Origin of the sequence: Streptococcus infantis (assembly GCF_047464155.1) — a bacterium.
Classification (GTDB): Bacteria; Bacillota; Bacilli; order Lactobacillales; family Streptococcaceae; genus Streptococcus; species Streptococcus infantis_U.
Genome location: NZ_JASHCL010000001.1, coordinates 71,082 through 88,759 on the forward strand (window position 1 = coordinate 71,082; position 17,678 = coordinate 88,759).

13 protein-coding genes are annotated in these 17,678 nt (G+C 38.7%); 12 read left to right on the forward strand and 1 reads right to left on the reverse strand.

Annotated features, from left to right (window positions below):
* Positions 1–3: 3 nt before the first annotated feature.
* Positions 4–1,449, reverse strand: a complete 1,446-nt coding sequence (locus tag QM810_RS00335) for a UDP-N-acetylmuramoyl-L-alanyl-D-glutamate--L-lysine ligase (RefSeq protein WP_414253432.1) — start codon at positions 1,447–1,449, stop codon at positions 4–6.
* 105 nt (positions 1,450–1,554) lie between these two features.
* On the opposite strand from QM810_RS00335, the gene QM810_RS00340 reads away from it, so the two are divergent.
* From QM810_RS00340 to QM810_RS00395, 12 genes are all read left to right on the forward strand, one after another.
* Entirely contained in the window at positions 1,555–3,177 is a 1,623-nt protein-coding gene (locus QM810_RS00340; RefSeq protein WP_263393836.1) for a polysaccharide biosynthesis protein, read from the forward strand.
* Between the two features lie 189 nt (positions 3,178–3,366).
* On the forward strand, positions 3,367–5,325 hold the full coding sequence (locus QM810_RS00345) for a peptide ABC transporter substrate-binding protein (protein ID WP_263393835.1): 1,959 nt from the start codon (positions 3,367–3,369) through the stop codon (positions 5,323–5,325).
* A gap of 145 nt (positions 5,326–5,470) precedes the next feature.
* Positions 5,471–6,565, forward strand: a complete 1,095-nt coding sequence (locus QM810_RS00350) for a cystathionine gamma-synthase (RefSeq protein ID WP_235083963.1) — start codon at positions 5,471–5,473, stop codon at positions 6,563–6,565.
* Between the two features lie 7 nt (positions 6,566–6,572).
* Complete coding sequence (locus QM810_RS00355; RefSeq protein ID WP_235083964.1) at positions 6,573–7,739, forward strand: MalY/PatB family protein; 1,167 nt, start codon at positions 6,573–6,575, stop codon at positions 7,737–7,739.
* 91 nt (positions 7,740–7,830) lie between these two features.
* Positions 7,831–10,929: a DEAD/DEAH box helicase gene (locus QM810_RS00360; RefSeq protein WP_414253433.1), complete on the forward strand. Its 3,099-nt coding sequence runs from the start codon at positions 7,831–7,833 to the stop codon at positions 10,927–10,929.
* 46 nt (positions 10,930–10,975) lie between these two features.
* Positions 10,976–11,569, forward strand: a complete 594-nt coding sequence (locus QM810_RS00365) for a cystathionine gamma-synthase (protein ID WP_414253434.1) — start codon at positions 10,976–10,978, stop codon at positions 11,567–11,569.
* 11 nt (positions 11,570–11,580) lie between these two features.
* Positions 11,581–12,915, forward strand: a complete 1,335-nt coding sequence (murC, locus tag QM810_RS00370) for a UDP-N-acetylmuramate--L-alanine ligase (protein WP_414253435.1) — start codon at positions 11,581–11,583, stop codon at positions 12,913–12,915.
* Positions 12,916–12,923: 8 nt separating this feature from the next.
* Positions 12,924–13,439: a GNAT family N-acetyltransferase gene (locus QM810_RS00375; protein ID WP_414253436.1), complete on the forward strand. Its 516-nt coding sequence runs from the start codon at positions 12,924–12,926 to the stop codon at positions 13,437–13,439.
* On the forward strand, positions 13,436–13,930 hold the full coding sequence (locus tag QM810_RS00380) for a GNAT family N-acetyltransferase (RefSeq protein WP_414253437.1): 495 nt from the start codon (positions 13,436–13,438) through the stop codon (positions 13,928–13,930). The genes QM810_RS00375 and QM810_RS00380 overlap by 4 nt, the downstream gene beginning before the upstream one ends.
* A gap of 82 nt (positions 13,931–14,012) precedes the next feature.
* Positions 14,013–15,659, forward strand: coding sequence for an endolytic transglycosylase MltG (mltG, locus tag QM810_RS00385; protein WP_414253438.1), 1,647 nt, complete (start codon positions 14,013–14,015; stop codon positions 15,657–15,659).
* Positions 15,660–15,733: 74 nt separating this feature from the next.
* Positions 15,734–16,216, forward strand: a complete 483-nt coding sequence (gene greA, locus QM810_RS00390; RefSeq protein WP_006154262.1) for a transcription elongation factor GreA — start codon at positions 15,734–15,736, stop codon at positions 16,214–16,216.
* Positions 16,217–16,295: 79 nt separating this feature from the next.
* The gene (locus QM810_RS00395; RefSeq protein ID WP_414253439.1) at positions 16,296–17,669 is read left to right on the forward strand and encodes an amino acid permease; all 1,374 of its coding nucleotides are present in this window, start codon (positions 16,296–16,298) and stop codon (positions 17,667–17,669) included.
* Positions 17,670–17,678 lie beyond the last annotated feature (9 nt).

A 17,678-nucleotide genomic window follows, 5' to 3' on the forward strand; every position in this document is an offset into this window, starting at 1 on the left:
TTATTATAGATAACGTTCTGCAACAGCAGCATCCCCTGGATAGTCTTCTTTCTTACCTTGAATGATTTGGTAGCAATCAGCTCCTTTACCAGCGATAATCACAGCGTCCAGTTCTTGACTTGTAACAGACATCGCAGTCTTGATGGCTTGCTCGCGATCGACAATTTTTTCAACAGGATGGTTGATATAACTACTGATTTCATCTGCAATGGCCAGTGGATCTTCATAGTTTGGATCATCAGCTGTTAGAAAAACTTGAATTTCAGGATGTTGATCGAGGAGAAGTCCAAAGTCCTTACGACGGCTTTCTCCCTTGTTTCCAGTTGAACCAAGTACTAAAGCAATCTTTCCAGTTTGATGAGTTTCAACGACAGAAATAAGTTTTTTAAGACTGTCACCATTGTGGGCGTAGTCAATGAAAACTTTTGCACCATTTTTCTGAGTGAGAACTTCCATACGACCAGGTACGCGAGTAGTCGCAATCCCTTTTTTGATGGCTTCAAGACTAGCACCTAAACGAAGGCAAGCAAGTCCAGCAGCGACTGCATTTTCTTGGTTGAAGTGCCCAATCAACTGAATATCATAATCTCCAGCTAATTTACCAGTAGCTGAGAAGCTAAAGGCTTTAGAGTTTTCAATTTGATTACTTGATTGGCTACCGTAGAAGTCATGGTCTTGGTTCTCAACTTGTTCTTTCAGAACAGAGAAGTGATCCATATCGCTATTAATGACAACTGCTCGACTATTTTTCATCAAGAGACGTTTGTGATAGAAATAATCTTCAAAGGTCGGATGCTCAATAGGACCAATATGGTCAGGACTAATGTTGAGGAAGACACCAACATCAAAAGTGAGGCCGTAGACTCGCTTCACCAAGTAGGCTTGACTAGAAACTTCCATAATAAGGTGGCTTCTTCCATTCTTAACAGCCTGGGCCATCATATCAAAGAGGTCGATGCTTTCAGGTGTTGTCAGAGCAGACTTGAAGAAAGTTTTTCCGTCCAAAGTCGTATTCATAGTTGATAACATAGCTGGATGATGTTTTTGATTTAGGATGTTATAGGCAAAGTAAGCTGCCGTAGTTTTTCCTTTAGTACCAGTGAAAGCAAGAAGTTTTAGTTTTTCCTGCGGGTTACCATAAAATTCCATGGCAATCAAACTCATAGCCTTTTTAATATCGCTAACGACAATAACAGGAATGCCTACTTCGTAGTCCTGCTCGGCTACATACCAACCGAGTCCTTGTTCTATTGCTGAAAGAAGAAATTCCTTCTTGAAAGCAGCTCCCTTAACAAAAAAGAGGCTATTATCTTTTGCTTTTCGACTATCGTAGCAGATGCTATCAAAAGTTACATCATTAAAATGATAGTGGTAATGTCCTTGGTCGATAATCTCACGGAAGAGATCGTCTTTCTTTAAAATATCTAATACGGTTTCAATCTTTATCATACTTTCTATTGTAAACTGAAAGTCTGAATTTTACAAGTAACAAGGAAAAGTTTATAATGGAAGATAAGGAACATTTCCTAGTTATTAAAAATGAATGAGGAAGTTATGTCTAACGAAAATAATCATCAGCAGGCCCAGATGTTACGCGGGACTGCCTGGCTTACAGCTAGTAACTTTATCAGTCGCTTGCTCGGGGCTATTTACATTATCCCTTGGTATATTTGGATGGGAACATATGCTGCAACGGCTAACGGTCTCTTTACCATGGGGTATAATATCTACGCCTGGTTCTTGTTGATTTCGACAGCAGGTATTCCAGTTGCAGTTGCTAAGCAGGTCGCTAAATACAATACCATGCATGAGGAAGAGCATAGTTTTGCCCTGATTCGGAGCTTCTTAGGCTTTATGACTGTATTGGGTCTTGCCTTTGCTTTGGTTTTATATCTCTTTGCGCCTTGGTTGGCAGATCTTTCCGGTGTAGGGAAGGACTTGATTCCCATTATGCAAAGTCTAGCTTGGGCGGTCTTGATTTTCCCATCTATGAGTGTTATCCGTGGATTTTTCCAAGGAATGAGTAATCTCAAGCCTTATGCAATGAGTCAAATTGCGGAGCAAGTTATCCGTGTTATTTGGATGCTCTTAGCAACCTTTATCATCATGAAACTTGGTTCAAGAGATTATCTATCGGCGGTTACCCAATCTACCTTTGCGGCTTTTGTGGGAATGGTAGCTAGCTTCGCTGTCTTACTTTATTTCCTTTACAAGGAAGGTATGCTTCAAAAAGTATTTGAAACTCGAGATAAGATTGATAGTAAGAGTCTACTGGTTGATACGATTAAGGAAGCTATTCCTTTTATTATAACAGGTTCAGCTATTCAACTTTTCCAAATCTTGGACCAAATGACCTTCATTAATAGCATGAAGTGGTTTACCAACTACAGTAATGAAGATTTGGTTGTCATGTTTTCTTATTTCTCTGCCAATCCTAATAAAATCACCATGATTTTGATTTCCGTAGGAGTATCAATCGGTAGCGTTGGTTTGCCCCTCTTGACCGAGAACTATGTCAAGGGTGATTTACCAGCAGCTTCTCGGTTGGTGCAAGATAGTATTACTATGCTCTTCTTATTCCTACTACCTGCAACGGTTGGAGTAGTCATGGTAGGGGAACCCCTCTATACAGTCTTTTACGGTAAACCTGATAGTTTGGCTTTGGGCTTGTTTGTCTTTGCAGTCTTGCAGTCAACAATTCTAGGTTTGTACATGGTCTTGTCTCCAATGCTTCAGGCTATGTTCCGTAACCGTAAGGCAGTTTTATATTTTGTCTATGGTTCACTTGCTAAGATCGTTTTACAACTACCATCAATAGCGATTTTCCACAGTTATGGACCATTAATTTCAACGACCATCGGTCTCATTATCCCAATTGTTTTAATGTACCGTGAAATCTGTCAGATTACTGGTGCTCGCCATAAGATTATCTTGAAGAGAACAATTTTAGTCACAATTTTGACTTTAGTGATGTTCATCCTAGTTGGATTCTTGCAGTGGATTCTTGGATTTGTTTTCCATCCAACTGGACGTTTCTGGAGTTTTATCTATGTCGCCTTTATTGCTGTAATCGGCGGTGGCCTCTACGGAATCATGAGTCTTTATACTCGACTCTTGGATAAGGTTATTGGAAAGGCAAAAGCTGACCAGTTGAGAGCACGATTAAAATTATCATAATGCTTTATAAATAAAACGAACAGTTTGAACTTTTAAAGAAAAAAAGTTTAGATTGTTCTTTTTTTCTTTAAAAAATATAAAAAAATATAAAAAATGTAGAAAAATGTAAATTTTTAACACATAAATGCTTGACTAAAAAAAACTTTAACTGTATAATGATACAAATATTTAAATTTGGAGGTTCTGGAGATGAAAAAGTCTAAGGCAAAATATCTGACGTTGGCAGGCGTCGTCTTAAGTGCTGGTTTACTATTGACTGCTTGTGGTAGTTCAGCTAGTTCTACAAAGACTTACAATTATGTATACAGTAACGATCCTTCTAGTCTTAACTATCTAGTAGAAAACCGTGCAACAACAGGTGATGTTGTCACAAACTTGGTAGATGGCTTGATGGAAAATGACCAATATGGGAACTACATTCCTTCATTGGCAGAAGATTGGTCTGTTTCCCAAGATGGTTTGACTTATACATACAAACTTCGTAAGGACGCCAAATGGTACACAGCAGATGGTGAAGAGTATGCGCCTGTAACAGCACAAGATTTTGTGACAGGTTTGAAATATGCTGCAGATAAAAATTCAGAAGCCTTGTATTTAGTGCAAGATTCTGTTGCTGGTTTGGCAGACTATGTTAGCGGAAAAACTAAAGACTTTTCAACAGTTGGAGTAAAAGCTATTGACGACCAGACTGTTCAATATACTTTGACTCAACCAGAACCTTATTGGAATTCAAAAACAACTGCAACTATTCTGTTCCCAGTAAATGCGGACTTTTTGAACTCAAAAGGGGATGATTTTGGTAAGGTGGATCCAGCAAATATCTTGTATAATGGTCCATTCATCCTAAAATCATTCACATCTAAATCTGTACTTGAATACAAGAAAAATCCAAACTATTGGGATGCAAAAAATGTATTTGTAGATGATGTCAAGTTGACATACTATGATGGAAGCGACCAAGATGCGCTTGTTCGTAACTTTAGTGAAGGTGTCTATAGTTTTGCCCGTCTCTATCCAAATAGTTCAAGTTTTGCAGGTGTGCAAGAGAAATACAAGGATAATATTATCTACAGTATGCAAACTGCGACTTCTTTCTACTTTAACTTTAACTTAGATAGAAAATCTTATAACCACACATCAAAAACGACAGACGCTGAAAAGACAGCTCAACAAGAAGCAGTTTTAAACAAATCATTCCGTCAAGCCATTAACTTTGCCTATGACCGTACAGCTTATGGAGCTCAGTCACAAGGGGAAGAGGGAGCAACAAAGATTATCAGAAACTTGCTCGTTCCACCTTCATTTGTAACTCTTGATGGTAAAGATTTTGGGGATGTCGTCGCTTCTAAGATGGTTAACTACGGCCAAGTATGGCAAAATGTGAACTTTGCGGATGCACAAGATGCCTATTATAATGCTGATAAGGCCAAAGAAGCTTTTGCACAAGCCAAGAAAGAATTGGAAGCTAAAGGCGTACAATTCCCTATTCATCTAGACTTGCCAGTAGACCAATCATATAAGAAGGGTGTCCAAGAGGCAAGTTCCTTCAAACAATCTATCGAGTCCGTCTTGGGTGCAGATAATGTCGTCATCGATATTCAAATGCTGACTACAGAAGAAATGGATGGCATTGGTTATCTTGCTAACACAGCTGCCCAAAAAGATTATGACCTCTACAATGGTGGTTGGAGCCCTGACTACCAGGACCCATCAACTTATCTTGATACACTTAACCTAACAAATGGTGGTTCATTGCAAAACCTTGGCTTAGAACCTGGTGAAAGTAATGCTAAAGCAACTGCGGTTGGCTTGGATGCCTACACTAAGATGCTAGAAGAAGCCAATGCTGAACAAGATTTGATCAAACGTTATGACAAATACGCTGAAGCACAAGCTTGGTTGGTGGATAGCTCTCTCACACTTCCAAACGTATCTCTTGGTGGAACACCAGGAATCAGAAAAACAGTTCCATTCTCTGCTGCTTTCTCTCAAGCGGGTAACAAGGGTGTTGAATCATATAAATACGTTAAGTTGCAAGATAAGGTTGTCACAACGGCTGAGTATGAAGAAGCTAGACAAAAATGGCTGAAAGAAAAAGAAGAATCTAATAAAAAAGCCCAAGAAGAATTAGCAAAACACGTTAAATAATCAGTCTATTCAACAGGAAAAACGATAGTTTCTCAGGAAGCTATCGTTTTTGTATAGTTTGAAACTATAACTAGCTCTTGAAAACAAGAAAACGAAGGATCCAAAATAAGTGGTACAATAGTTACTATAGATTTGGAGGTAAAGTATGAGCAAATCATTTCATATCAACACAATTTTAGCCCAAGCAGGGATCAAGTCTGATGAAGCAACAGGTGCTTTGGTAACACCAATTCACTTTTCAACGACTTATCAGCACCCAGAATTTGGTCAATCAACGGGATTTGACTATACCCGCACAAAAAATCCAACTCGTAGCAAGGCAGAGGAAGTCTTGGCAGCTATTGAATCAGCCAAGTATGCTTTAGCGACTAGTTCAGGTATGTCTGCGATTGTGTTGGCCTTTAGTGTCTTTCCAGTAGGAAGTAAGGTTTTGGCTGTCCGTGACCTTTACGGTGGTTCTTTCCGCTGGTTCAATCAAGTGGAACAGGAAGGTCGCTTCCATTTTACCTATGCAAACACAGAAGAAGAGTTGATTGCTGAGCTAGAAAAGGATGTGGATGTACTCTATATTGAAACACCAACCAACCCTTTGATGTTGGAATTTGATATTGAAAAATTGTCAACATTAGCTCATGCTAAGGGTGCTAAAGTTGTCGTGGACAATACCTTCTACAGTCCAATCTATCAACGTCCAATTGAATACGGGGCAGATATAGTCCTTCATTCAGCGACAAAATACCTTGCAGGACATAATGATGTTCTAGCTGGTGTAGTTGTGACAGATAGTGCTGATTTATACGAAAAACTCTTTTACAATCTCAACACGACAGGGGCTGTTTTATCACCATTTGATAGTTATCAATTGATTCGTGGGCTTAAAACTTTGTCACTTCGTATGGAGCGCTCAACAGCCAATGCTCAAGAAATCGTAGCCTTTCTAGAACAATCGCCTGCTGTCAAAGAAGTCTTGTATACAGGACGTGGGGGGATGATTTCATTTAAAGTAGCAGATGAGAAGCGTATTCCTCATATCTTAAATACCTTGAAAGTATTCTCTTTTGCTGAAAGTTTAGGTGGGGTTGAAAGTCTGATTACATACCCAACTACTCAAACCCATGCTGACATTCCTGCAAAGGTTCGTCATTCTTATGGTCTAACAGACGATCTCTTGCGCTTGTCTATTGGTATTGAGGATGTTAGAGATTTGATTGAAGACTTGCGTCAAGCCTTGGAAGGATGATAAAACTATGGGAAAATATGATTTTACGACCTTGCCCAATCGTTTTGGACATCATACCTACAAATGGAAAGAAGCAGAGAATGACCGAGAAGTATTGCCAGCCTGGATTGCTGATATGGACTTTGAAGTGTTACCTGAGATTCGTCAGACTGTTCATGACTACGCTGAGCAATTAGTCTATGGCTATACCTATGCTAGTGATGGGTTGATTGAAGCTGTTCAAAACTGGGAGGAAAAACATCATGGATATCGCTTTGATAAGGATGCTCTAGTCTTTATCGAAGGAGTAGTACCTGCCATTTCAACAGCCATTCAAGCTTTCACCAAGGAAGGTGAAGCAGTCCTCATTAACACACCGGTTTATCCTCCTTTTGCTCGCAGTATTAAGCTCAATAATCGTAGACTAATCACCAACTCTCTAGTAGAAAAAGACGGACTTTTTGAAATTGACTTTGATCAATTGGAGAAAGATTTTGTCGAAGAGGAAGTGAAACTCTATGTTCTCTGCAATCCTCATAATCCTGGTGGACGTGTTTGGGAGAAGGAAGTCTTAGAGAAGATTGGACAACTGTGTCAAAAACATGGAGTCTTGCTAGTTTCAGATGAGATTCACCAAGACTTGGCCTTGTTTGGACATAAACACCAGTCATTCAACACGGTAAATAAAGACTTCAAAGAATTTTCACTGATTTTAAGTAGTGCTACCAAAACTTTCAATATTGCAGGAACCAAGAATTCCTACGCTATTATCGAAAATCCTAAGTTGAGACTTGCTTTCCAAAAACGCCAGCTTGCGAATAATCAACATGAAATTTCAGGATTAGGATACTTAGCAACAGAAGCTGCCTATCGCTATGGTGAAGATTGGTTGACAGAACTCAAAGAACTAATCGAGAAGCACATTAATTATGTAGTCGATTTGTTTGGTAAAGAAACTAAAATCAAGGTCATGAAACCTCAAGGGACCTATCTTATTTGGCTTGATTTTTCAGCCTATGATATTAGCGATGAAGAACTAAGAAAACTCTTGAGAGACGAAGCCAAGGTTATCCTGAATAGGGGCTTGGACTTTGGTGAGGAAGGAGCCCTTCACGCTCGCTTGAATGTAGCCATGCCGACATCTGTGTTGGAAGAAGTTTGCCAACGAATCATTGCCACTTTTTCAAATCATTAAAAACTAGCCTTTTAGGAGAAAAGTCTTCCTAGAAGGCTATTTTCATAGGCAGAAATATGGTATAATTAAGAGATAAAGTAAAGGGGACACTATGGCTAAATTGATTCCAGGAAAGCTTCGAATGGAGGGAGTAGAACTCTACGAAACTGGTCAGATTGAAATCATCAAAGAACAAGACCATCGCATCTATGCGCGTGTAGCGGATGAAGAAATTCGCTATAGTTTGGATGACGATTTGATTTTTTGTGGCTGTGATTTTTTCAAAAAAAGAGGCTACTGTGTTCATTTGGCAGCACTGGAATATTACTTTAAAAATGATCAGCTAGGACAGGAAATCTTGCTCAATCTGGAGGCTAATCAGGAAGAGAAAGAGACTGTTGAGACACAAGTAACTTTCGGAGGAAAATTCTTGAAGTCTATCCAAGTACCTAGTCAGTCTGACCTCTATCAGCTTTCTGCTCAAGGACAGGTGGAAGCAGGAACTAATCGTATTATCTGGACCTTAAGAATTGGTCTTTCTAAGCAAGAAAAGTTTTATGTGATTAGGGATATCCCTCTTTTCTTAAAAGTCATAGAGTTTTCCAAACCTTACATGATAGGGAAGCATTATGAGTCTTCATTAAAACTTGAACAATTTGATAAAGCCAGTCAAGAAGTCTTTAATTTCTTATTAGGTTTGGTTGAAGAGAAGATTGACTACAATATTTTTTTTCCAAATCAAGGACGACATCTCTATTTCCCTAAAACCTTTTTTGAGCAGGGGGCTAGTCTACTGATGGGCTTAGATGCCTTTCAGTTTGACCACCAACTTTCGAGTTATCATCATCTTCTCTTCCAAGACTTTGATGGCCAAACAGGTTTATTTTCATTTAGAATTGAAGAAAAATCCAACTATTTTGAAATGGAAATTTTCGAACAGGCAGGGCTTAATTTCTTTTACAGAGGACAAGTATTATTCTCCAAGGGGAATTTTTTCCTGATGTCGAAAAAACAGGCTAGTTTATTAGATGCTCTTAGAAAAGTTCCTTTAGATCATAGTGGTAGGAAGATTTTACAGTTTGATACTAGTGATCGTGATCTCTTAGCTTCGACCTTGTCCCAGTTTAAAGAGCTTGGAAAAGTAGAGGCTCCTGAGTCGCTTCAAATTCAATCTTTCCGCCCGTCTTTCTACATGGAACGAGAAGAGGACGGATCTATTCGTTTAGATATGCAGTTCCAATATGAAACTTGCTTAGTAACTACTCGAAATGAACTAGAGAATCTCCCTTTTGCAAGTGATATTCAACTAGAAAAACAGATTTTTCAGTTGGCTTTATCTGCTGGATTTGAAGCAGATTTTCGTTCATGGCGTCAGAGTTTGAAATCCGAAGCAGTCCATACGTTCTTTCAGGAAGTATTACCAGCCTTTGAAGCACTAGGAGAATTAAAGATTTCTGAGAGCTTGCAAAATCTTTATCAGGTTCAGAAACCTCAAATTCATATCTCATCCAAGGGGAGTCTTTTAGAAATTCAATTTGATTTTCAAGATATAGATCAAGAAGAAATCAATCGAGTGATGAAAGCGCTAGTTGAGAAGCAGGATTATTACATCAGCTCTTCGAATCAGGTTTACTATTTCGATGATCAGACCAAGCGTATCCGTCAGGATTTAGAAGAATTAGGGATAGAGGACCTACAGGATGGAGCTTTTCGAGCTCGTAAATCCCTAGCTTATACCCTATCTCATCTATTTAAGGATCAGGATCAAATTTCTTTCACCGAAGAATTTCGCAATCTGGCCCATGATTTGACGCATCCAGAAGATTTTCCGATGAAAGAGCTGAATATCCAAGCAGAACTTAGAGACTATCAGAAAAAGGGAATTCAGTGGCTTCAGATGCTTCACCATTATGGCTTTGGTGGGATTTTAGCAGATGATATGGGACTTGGGAAGACCTTGCAAACCATCGCCTTTTTAAGTAGTCAGGTTCAAGCAGATACTAGTGTCCTAATCCTTGCTCCGTCTGGCTTAATCTATAACTGGGCTGATGAATTTCAAAAGTTTGCTCCAAATTTGGATGTCGCGGTTGTGCATGGCTTAAAATCTCATCGAGAGTCAATTTTGGCAGAAAATCATCAGATTTATGTGACAAGCTATGCTACTTTCCGTCAAGATAGTGAAATTTATCGAGACCTATCTTTTGATTTTCTTTTTCTAGATGAAGCTCAAGTGATGAAAAATGCACAAACGAAGATTGCTCAAAGTTTACGACGATTTGTGGTTCCATCTGTCTTTGCACTATCAGGAACACCGATTGAAAATAACCTTGGCGAATTGTGGTCTATCTTTCAGATTGTATTGCCAGGACTTTTGCCAGCAAAAAAAGACTTTATGAAATTGCCTGCTGAGAGAGTGGCACAGTTTATCAAACCATTTGTCATGCGTCGAAAAAAAGAGGATGTTCTTACAGAGCTACCTGATTTGATAGAAGTTGTTTATAAGAATGAACTGGAAGACCAGCAAAAGGTCATCTATCTAGCTCAACTTCAACAAATGCAAGAGCGTTTGGGTCAGGTGACCGATGCAGAATTTCAACGAAATCGAGTTGAAATTCTAACAGGACTCATGCGTCTTCGTCAGATTTGTGATACTCCAGCCCTATTTATGGAGGATTATAAGGGAGATAGCGGGAAACTTGATAGTTTACGAGATCTACTGAGTCAAATTGCTGAAGGAAATCATCGTGTACTCATCTTCTCCCAATTTAGGGGGATGCTTGACCGCATCGAAGAGGAGTTGCCACAACTTGGCTTAACTTCCTTTAAGATTACAGGTTCAACTCCTTCACAGGAACGCCAAGAAATGACCAAGGCTTTTAACCAAGGTGAGCGCGATGTGTTTTTGATTTCTCTAAAAGCTGGTGGAGTTGGTCTCAATCTTACTGGTGCAGACACAGTTATTCTGGTAGACTTATGGTGGAATCCGGCGGTTGAATCGCAGGCTATTGGCAGGGCCCACCGTATGGGACAAGAACAAGCTGTTGAGGTTTATCGTCTGGTAACTAGAGGTACAATCGAGGAGAAAATTCAAGAGTTGCAGGAACAGAAAAGAAATCTGGTCTCTGAAGTCTTGGACGGAACAGAGTCTCGTGGAAGTCTCACACTTAGTGAAATTCAAGAAATATTAGGAATTTCTGAAGCCAAGACTTGAAAAATCAAGACTTTACGTTATAATGGAGTATTGAAAGGGAATAAAAATGAAACAAGTACGATTTCCAATAGTGTCAGATGATGAGATCATACTGACAGAGATGCCATTTATGGATTTATATGATGAGTCGGATCTCATCAGTAATATCAAGGGAGACTACAAGGACAAAAACTACTTGGAATGGTCACCAATTACTACCGAAAAAAAGTCACCGGTTCAAGCATCAGATAAGCTACCTAAAAAGAAGGAAAAATCCTATGCTGAACTTGCTCGTGAAGAAGCAAGAGCTGATCTAAAACGGAAACGTTCAGCAAAATATTTGACTCAAGATGTTAGTTTTACGAAACGTTATAAACCTTCAAATAATTTAGTAAGACAGGCAAATCAGCCAACAGCTCCTTTCCAAAAGGAAAATCCTGGGGAGCTTACTAAATATAGTGACAAACTCAAACAAAGCCATTATATTTTGGCTGAAATAGCTCCACAGATGCAACAAACAAGTAAAGAAGAGCATCTGGAACCAAAGAAAAATAATTATGATTTTCTAAAGAAAAGCCAGATTTATAACAAAAAAGAAAATCAATCAGAAAAAGAACGTAAAATTGCTCAAGAGTTGAACTTGACAAATATGACAGAGTAAAGGGGAAAAAGATGGCAAAAACCTATCATTTTATCGGAATTAAAGGATCAGGGATGAGTGCCTTGGCCTTGATGTTGCACCAAATGGGGCATAAGGTCCAAGGATCTGACGTTGAGAAATATTACTTTACACAACGTGGATTGGAGCAAGCAGGTATCAAAATTTTGCCTTTTGATGAAAACAATCTTCAAGGGGATTTAGAAATCATCGCTGGGAATGCCTTTCGTCCAGATAACAATGTTGAAATTGCCTATGCAGACAAGAATGGTCTAAGCTATAAACGTTATCATGAATTTCTTGGCAGCTTTATGCGTGACTTTATCAGCATGGGAGTTGCTGGTGCACACGGTAAGACTTCAACAACCGGGATGCTTTCTCATGTATTGTCACACATTACTGATACTAGCTATCTAATTGGTGATGGTACAGGTCGTGGTTCTGAAAATGCCAAGTATTTTGTCTTTGAATCAGATGAGTACGAACGCCATTTCATGCCATATCATCCAGAATACTCTATCATTACCAACATCGACTTTGACCATCCAGACTATTTCACAAGTTTAGAGGATGTCTTCAATGCCTTTAATGATTATGCGAAACAAATCACCAAAGGTTTGTTTGTCTATGGTGAAGATGCTGAGTTGCGTAAGATTACGTCTGATGCTCCAATTTACTATTATGGTTTTGAAGCAGAAAACAATGATTTTGTAGCTAGTGACTTGCTTCGTTCTACTACAGGTTCAACTTTCACAGTTCACTTCCGTGGTCAAGAGTTGGGTCAATTCCACATTCCAACTTTTGGTCGCCACAACATCATGAATGCAACAGCTGTGATTGGTTTGCTTTATACTGCTGGTTTTGACTTGAATTTAGTGCGTGAACACTTGAAAACTTTTGGAGGAGTGAAACGTCGCTTTACAGAAAAGATTGTCAATGATACTGTTATCATCGATGATTTTGCGCATCACCCAACTGAAATTATCGCAACTCTAGATGCTGCACGTCAAAAATACCCAAGCAAGGAAATCGTTGCTATTTTCCAACCACATACCTTTACTCGTACAATTGCTTTGTTGGATGATTTTGCGCAAGCCTTGAACCAGGCTGATGCAGTTTACTTAGCAAAAATCTATGGTTCTGCTCGTGAAGTTGACCATGGTGATGTTAAGGTTGAGGATTTAGCAGCCAAGATTGATAAAAAACATCAAGTTATCACTGTTGAAAATGTGTCCCCTCTCTTAGACCACGACAATGCTGTTTATGTCTTTATGGGAGCAGGTGATATTCAGTCATATGAATACTCATTTGAACGTCTCTTGTCAAATTTGACAAGTAATGTTCAGTAAGGAACAAAATGGAATTTCCAATTAAAATTCGAGAAGCCATGCAATCAGATATGGAACAAATTTGCTTGATTTCTGATTGCACAGCAGGTTCTCGAGAAATAACAAATAGAAAAATGATGGAAGAACGTATCCGCAGTCATGCGGATACGTTTCTCTTAGCTAGTCTTGATGATATGGTGATTGCTTATATCTTAGGAATAGATCTTGCTAATTCCTCACTAAGTAGATGGATAGAAGAGGTGGCAAATGTTGAACTTATCAGTGATAGAAATTTTGTGATTGCTGGTTTATCTGTTCATCCGGATTATCAGAGGCAAGGATTTGGAACCTTGTTGCTAGCAGCCTTCAAACAAGTTGTTCTTCAACAAAATAGTCCCGGTATTTATCTTCTTTGTGAGGATGAATTGCTGGCCTATTTTGAAATGAATGGATTTGTGGAACAAGGGATTATAGAAGGAGAAAGGAGCAGTGAATTTGCCTTTCTCATGCGATGGCAAAATCCCTATTATCAGGAGGAACTATGATTATTCGACAAGCTAGACTTAGTGATTTAGACCGTATTTTAGAGATTGAATTAGAGAATTTCTCAATTGAAGAAGCCATACCTCGATCTGTTTTTGAAGCTCACTTAAAAGAGATTAAGACTAGTTTTTTAGTGGCTGAAAAAGATGGAGAGATACTCGGTTATATTGAAGGACCAGTAGTCCCTCATCGCTATTTGCAGGACCAATCCTTTACAGAAGAAATAGAAGATCACAGTCATCAAGAAGGTGGGTATATATCTGTGACATGTCTGTCTGTTGCAAAGAAAGCTCAATCCTTGGGGCTGGGAAGAAAACTCTTAACTGCCTTAAAGGAAGTAGCTCTCAAGCATGAACGTGAGGGAATAAATCTGACCTGCCATGACTACCTGATTGATTACTATGAGAAGCATGGTTTTGTCAATGAAGGCAAGTCTAAATCCCAATTTGCGGGAGAAGAATGGTATAATATGGTCTGGGAAAATAGGAATTAGCGACTAGAAAGGCTTCCAAGGTTGCTTTTCTCTGGTTTTTAAGATATAATATTAAGGATTATCAACAAGGAGGTAAATACCTTTGAGCGAAAATTCAAATGAAGAAAAGTTGAGCTTTAAAGAGCAGATCTTGCGAGACTTAGAACGATTAAAGAAAGAGGAAAGTTTAACAGAACAAACAGATGACCTCTTTTCAAATTTGATGAATTCTTCTGATACAAAAACAGAAGAACGAGTAATAACTCCAGAAGAAGAGCTGATTGCTAATTCTGTTTCAACCGTTGAACAATTGATTGAGAATGCACCTGCTGTTCCTCCTCGTCCAGATCTTAAAGAGGAAGTTGCGGAGGAAGCTGTGGAAGAAGCATCAGTTGACTTATCTCAATCAATCTCAGATAAAGATGAAATTAATTCAATACCGACTAAGGTTTCAGTTTCCTACCGTACTCATGAAAAATCACATGAAGATAAAGGAACTGTAGGTTTTGCCACTAATCAGGAAGAATTAACAGCTGGAAATGCTAATCAGAAAAATACTGAGGTAGATGAACTTCCTAAAAGAAGTCGTAGGGAGTCTGCGAAACCAGTCAAGAAAAAGAAAAAATCCCGCTTGAAAGGATTTTTAGTCACAGTATTGCTATTGCTGATTCTACTTGGTGCTGGTGGTTTCTTTGGACTTCGTTATGCTGAATCAGCCTTGCAACCAGTGGATCCAAGTTCTAAACAATATATGACTGTTCAGATTCCAGATGGATCTAATGCTCAAGAAATTGGTTCAACGTTGGAAAAATCTGGTGTCATTAAAAACGGTTTAGTCTTTACACTTTATGTTAAGTATAAAAACTATAATGAATTAAAATCTGGTTATTATAATCTTCAAAAGAGTATGAGCGTTGAAGATGTCATTAAAGAGTTGCAAAAAGGTGGTACACCTGAACCTCAAGAGGTTACACTTGCAAGCTTGACTATTCCAGAGGGATATACTTTAGAGCAAATTGCTCAAACTGTTGGTCAACTTCAAGGTAACTTTAAGGAACCTTTGACAGCGGAAGCATTTTTGGCTAAAGTTCAAGATGAGAACTTTATTGCTCAAGAGGTAACCAAATATCCAAATCTTCTTGAAAGCTTACCTACAAAAGATAGTGGTGTTCGTTACCGTTTAGAAGGTTATCTTTTCCCTGCAACTTATACGATTAAAGAAAACACAACTGTTGAAAGTTTAATTGATGAAATGCTAGCTGCTATGGATAAAAATCTATCTAGTCACTATGCTACAATCAAAGAAAAGAACTTAACAGTAAATGAGCTCCTAACAATTGCCTCTCTTGTTGAGAAAGAAGGAGCAAAAACAGAGGATCGCAAGCTGATTGCTGGTGTATTTTATAATCGTTTGAACCTGGGTATGCCACTTCAAAGTAATATCGCTATCCTTTACGCAGAAGGTAAACTTGGTCAAAATATCAGTCTTGCTGATGATGCAGCTATTGATACTTCTATCGATTCACCGTACAATGATTATACAAAAGTAGGTCTTATGCCTGGGCCAGTTGATAGCCCTAGCTTGGATGCTATCGAATCAAGTATCAATCAGACAAAGAGTGACTATCTCTACTTTGTAGCCAATGTTCAAGATGGTAAAGTTTACTATGCAACAACGTTGGAAGAACATGATCGTAATGTTCAAGAACATATCAATAGTAAACTAAACCAATCAAATAGCACAAACTAAAATTATGTGGTTTTCCACATAATTTTGCTTTAAAGCATATATTTATTAATTCAATTAAAAGAAAGTTGAGAAAAATGGTAGAAAAAACTTATCCAATGACCTTGGAAGAAAAGGAAAAACTTGAAAAAGAATTAGAAGAATTGAAACTAGTACGTCGTCCAGAAGTTGTAGAACGTATCAAGATTGCTCGTTCATATGGTGATTTGTCAGAAAACAGTGAGTATGAAGCAGCTAAGGACGAGCAAGCCTTCGTTGAGGGACAAATCTCAAGTCTAGAGACTAAGATTCGTTATGCAGAAATCGTTAACAGCGATGCTGTTGCAAAAAATGAAGTTGCTATCGGAAAAACTGTAACAATCCAAGAAGTTGGAGAAGACGAAAAGGAAGTATACATTATCGTTGGTTCGGCTGGAGCAGATGCCTTTGCAGGAAAAGTATCAAATGAAAGCCCAATTGGTCAAGCATTGATTGGTAAGAAAAAAGGTGATGTTGTTACAATCGAAACACCTGCTGGAAGCTATGATGTTAAAATCTTAAAAGTTGAAAAAACCGTTTAATAGGAAAAAGGAAGGAGTAGATTTAGGGAAAGCGTTTCCTATTACTCCTTTTCTTAATTCTAAAAAATAAGGAGACTATATGAATTCAGAAAAAAAGCACAAAAAGAAAAGTAAAATGGAGCGTGGCTTAACCAATCGCCATGTTCAGGTTATGGCCATTGCCGGAACGATTGGTACGGGATTATTTCTTGGAGCTGGTCGGTCTATCAGTTTAACTGGACCTTCGATTGTCTTGGTCTATATGATTACAGGTGGCTTCATGTATCTCATGATGCGTGCTATCGGGGAAATGTTGTACCAGGACCCAGAGCAACACACCTTTATCAATTTTATTACTCGCTATCTTGGAAAGGGCTGGGGCTATTTCTCGGTTTGGTCTTATTGGTTATCAGTAGTCTTTATTGGTATGGCTGAAATTACAGCTATTGCTCACTATGTTCAGTTTTGGTTTCCATCTTGGCCATCTTGGTTAATTCAGGTTGTATTCCTAACAATTTTGGGCTTGGTCAATCTGATTGCTGTTAAAATCTTTGGTGAGGTAGAATTTTGGTTTGCCATGATTAAAATTGTGGCTATTCTCGCCATGATCGCGACAGGGATTTTTCTAGTCTTGACTGGCTTTGAAACTCCATATGGTTCAGCAAGTCTCGCCAATATTAGTGAGCAGTTCTCCCTTTTCCCAAATGGAGGGATGAACTTTGTCATGGCCTTTCAAATGGTTTTCTTTGCTTACTTGATGATTGAGTTTATCGGTGTTACAACATCTGAAACTAAGGATCCTAGAAAAGTCTTGCCTAAGGCTGTTAAGGAAATTCCTTTGCGAATTATCTTTTTCTATGGTGGAGCTCTTTTAGCTATTATGTCTATTATTCCTTGGCGTGAGCTTTCAGCAGCGGATTCACCATTTGTAACGGTATTTGAACTTGTTGGCCTTAAGTGGGCAGCGGCCTTGATTAACTTTGTTGTCTTGACTTCAGCAGCGTCAGCATTGAATTCAACCCTTTACTCAACAGGTCGTCACTTGTATCAGATTGCCCATGATTCACCTAATCGTTTCTTGAAAGCTATTAAGGCAGATACACTCTCACGCCACAACGTTCCTCAGAATGCAATCATTGCTTCTGCCGTATTGATTGGTTTTGCTGCCTTCATCAATGTTCTTCCTGGAGTATCAGATGCCTTTGCTTTGATTACAGCTTCTTCATCAGGTGTTTATATCGCTATCTACATCTTGATCATGGTAGCCCATCTCAAATATCGTAAGTCTAAAGACTTTATGGCAGATGGCTATCTCATGCCTCAGTATCGCTTGCTAAATCCTCTGACTATGCTATTCTTTATCTTTGTATTTGGAACACTCTTCTTACAAGAGTCAACTGTAATGGGAGCTAGAGGTTCAGCTATCTGGATTATCGCTTTTGGTATTTATAGCCAATGGAAGTTTAGAAAATAAGTCAGAAGC

What these genes read in the sequence shown, in the direction of transcription:
- QM810_RS00395 (WP_414253439.1), top strand. Translation starts at nt 16,296, where the DNA reads ATGAATTCAGAAAAAAAGCACAAAAAGAAAAGTAAAATGGAGCGTGGC.
- QM810_RS00340 (WP_263393836.1), top strand. Translation starts at nt 1,555, where the DNA reads ATGTCTAACGAAAATAATCATCAGCAGGCCCAGATGTTACGCGGGACT.
- QM810_RS00350 (WP_235083963.1), top strand. Translation starts at nt 5,471, where the DNA reads ATGAGCAAATCATTTCATATCAACACAATTTTAGCCCAAGCAGGGATC.
- murC (WP_414253435.1), top strand. Translation starts at nt 11,581, where the DNA reads ATGGCAAAAACCTATCATTTTATCGGAATTAAAGGATCAGGGATGAGT.
- QM810_RS00375 (WP_414253436.1), top strand. Translation starts at nt 12,924, where the DNA reads ATGGAATTTCCAATTAAAATTCGAGAAGCCATGCAATCAGATATGGAA.
- QM810_RS00355 (WP_235083964.1), top strand. Translation starts at nt 6,573, where the DNA reads ATGGGAAAATATGATTTTACGACCTTGCCCAATCGTTTTGGACATCAT.
- QM810_RS00380 (WP_414253437.1), top strand. Translation starts at nt 13,436, where the DNA reads ATGATTATTCGACAAGCTAGACTTAGTGATTTAGACCGTATTTTAGAG.
- QM810_RS00345 (WP_263393835.1), top strand. Translation starts at nt 3,367, where the DNA reads ATGAAAAAGTCTAAGGCAAAATATCTGACGTTGGCAGGCGTCGTCTTA.
- greA (WP_006154262.1), top strand. Translation starts at nt 15,734, where the DNA reads ATGGTAGAAAAAACTTATCCAATGACCTTGGAAGAAAAGGAAAAACTT.
- QM810_RS00365 (WP_414253434.1), top strand. Translation starts at nt 10,976, where the DNA reads ATGAAACAAGTACGATTTCCAATAGTGTCAGATGATGAGATCATACTG.
- QM810_RS00335 (WP_414253432.1), bottom strand. Translation starts at nt 1,449, where the DNA reads ATGATAAAGATTGAAACCGTATTAGATATTTTAAAGAAAGACGATCTC.
- QM810_RS00360 (WP_414253433.1), top strand. Translation starts at nt 7,831, where the DNA reads ATGGCTAAATTGATTCCAGGAAAGCTTCGAATGGAGGGAGTAGAACTC.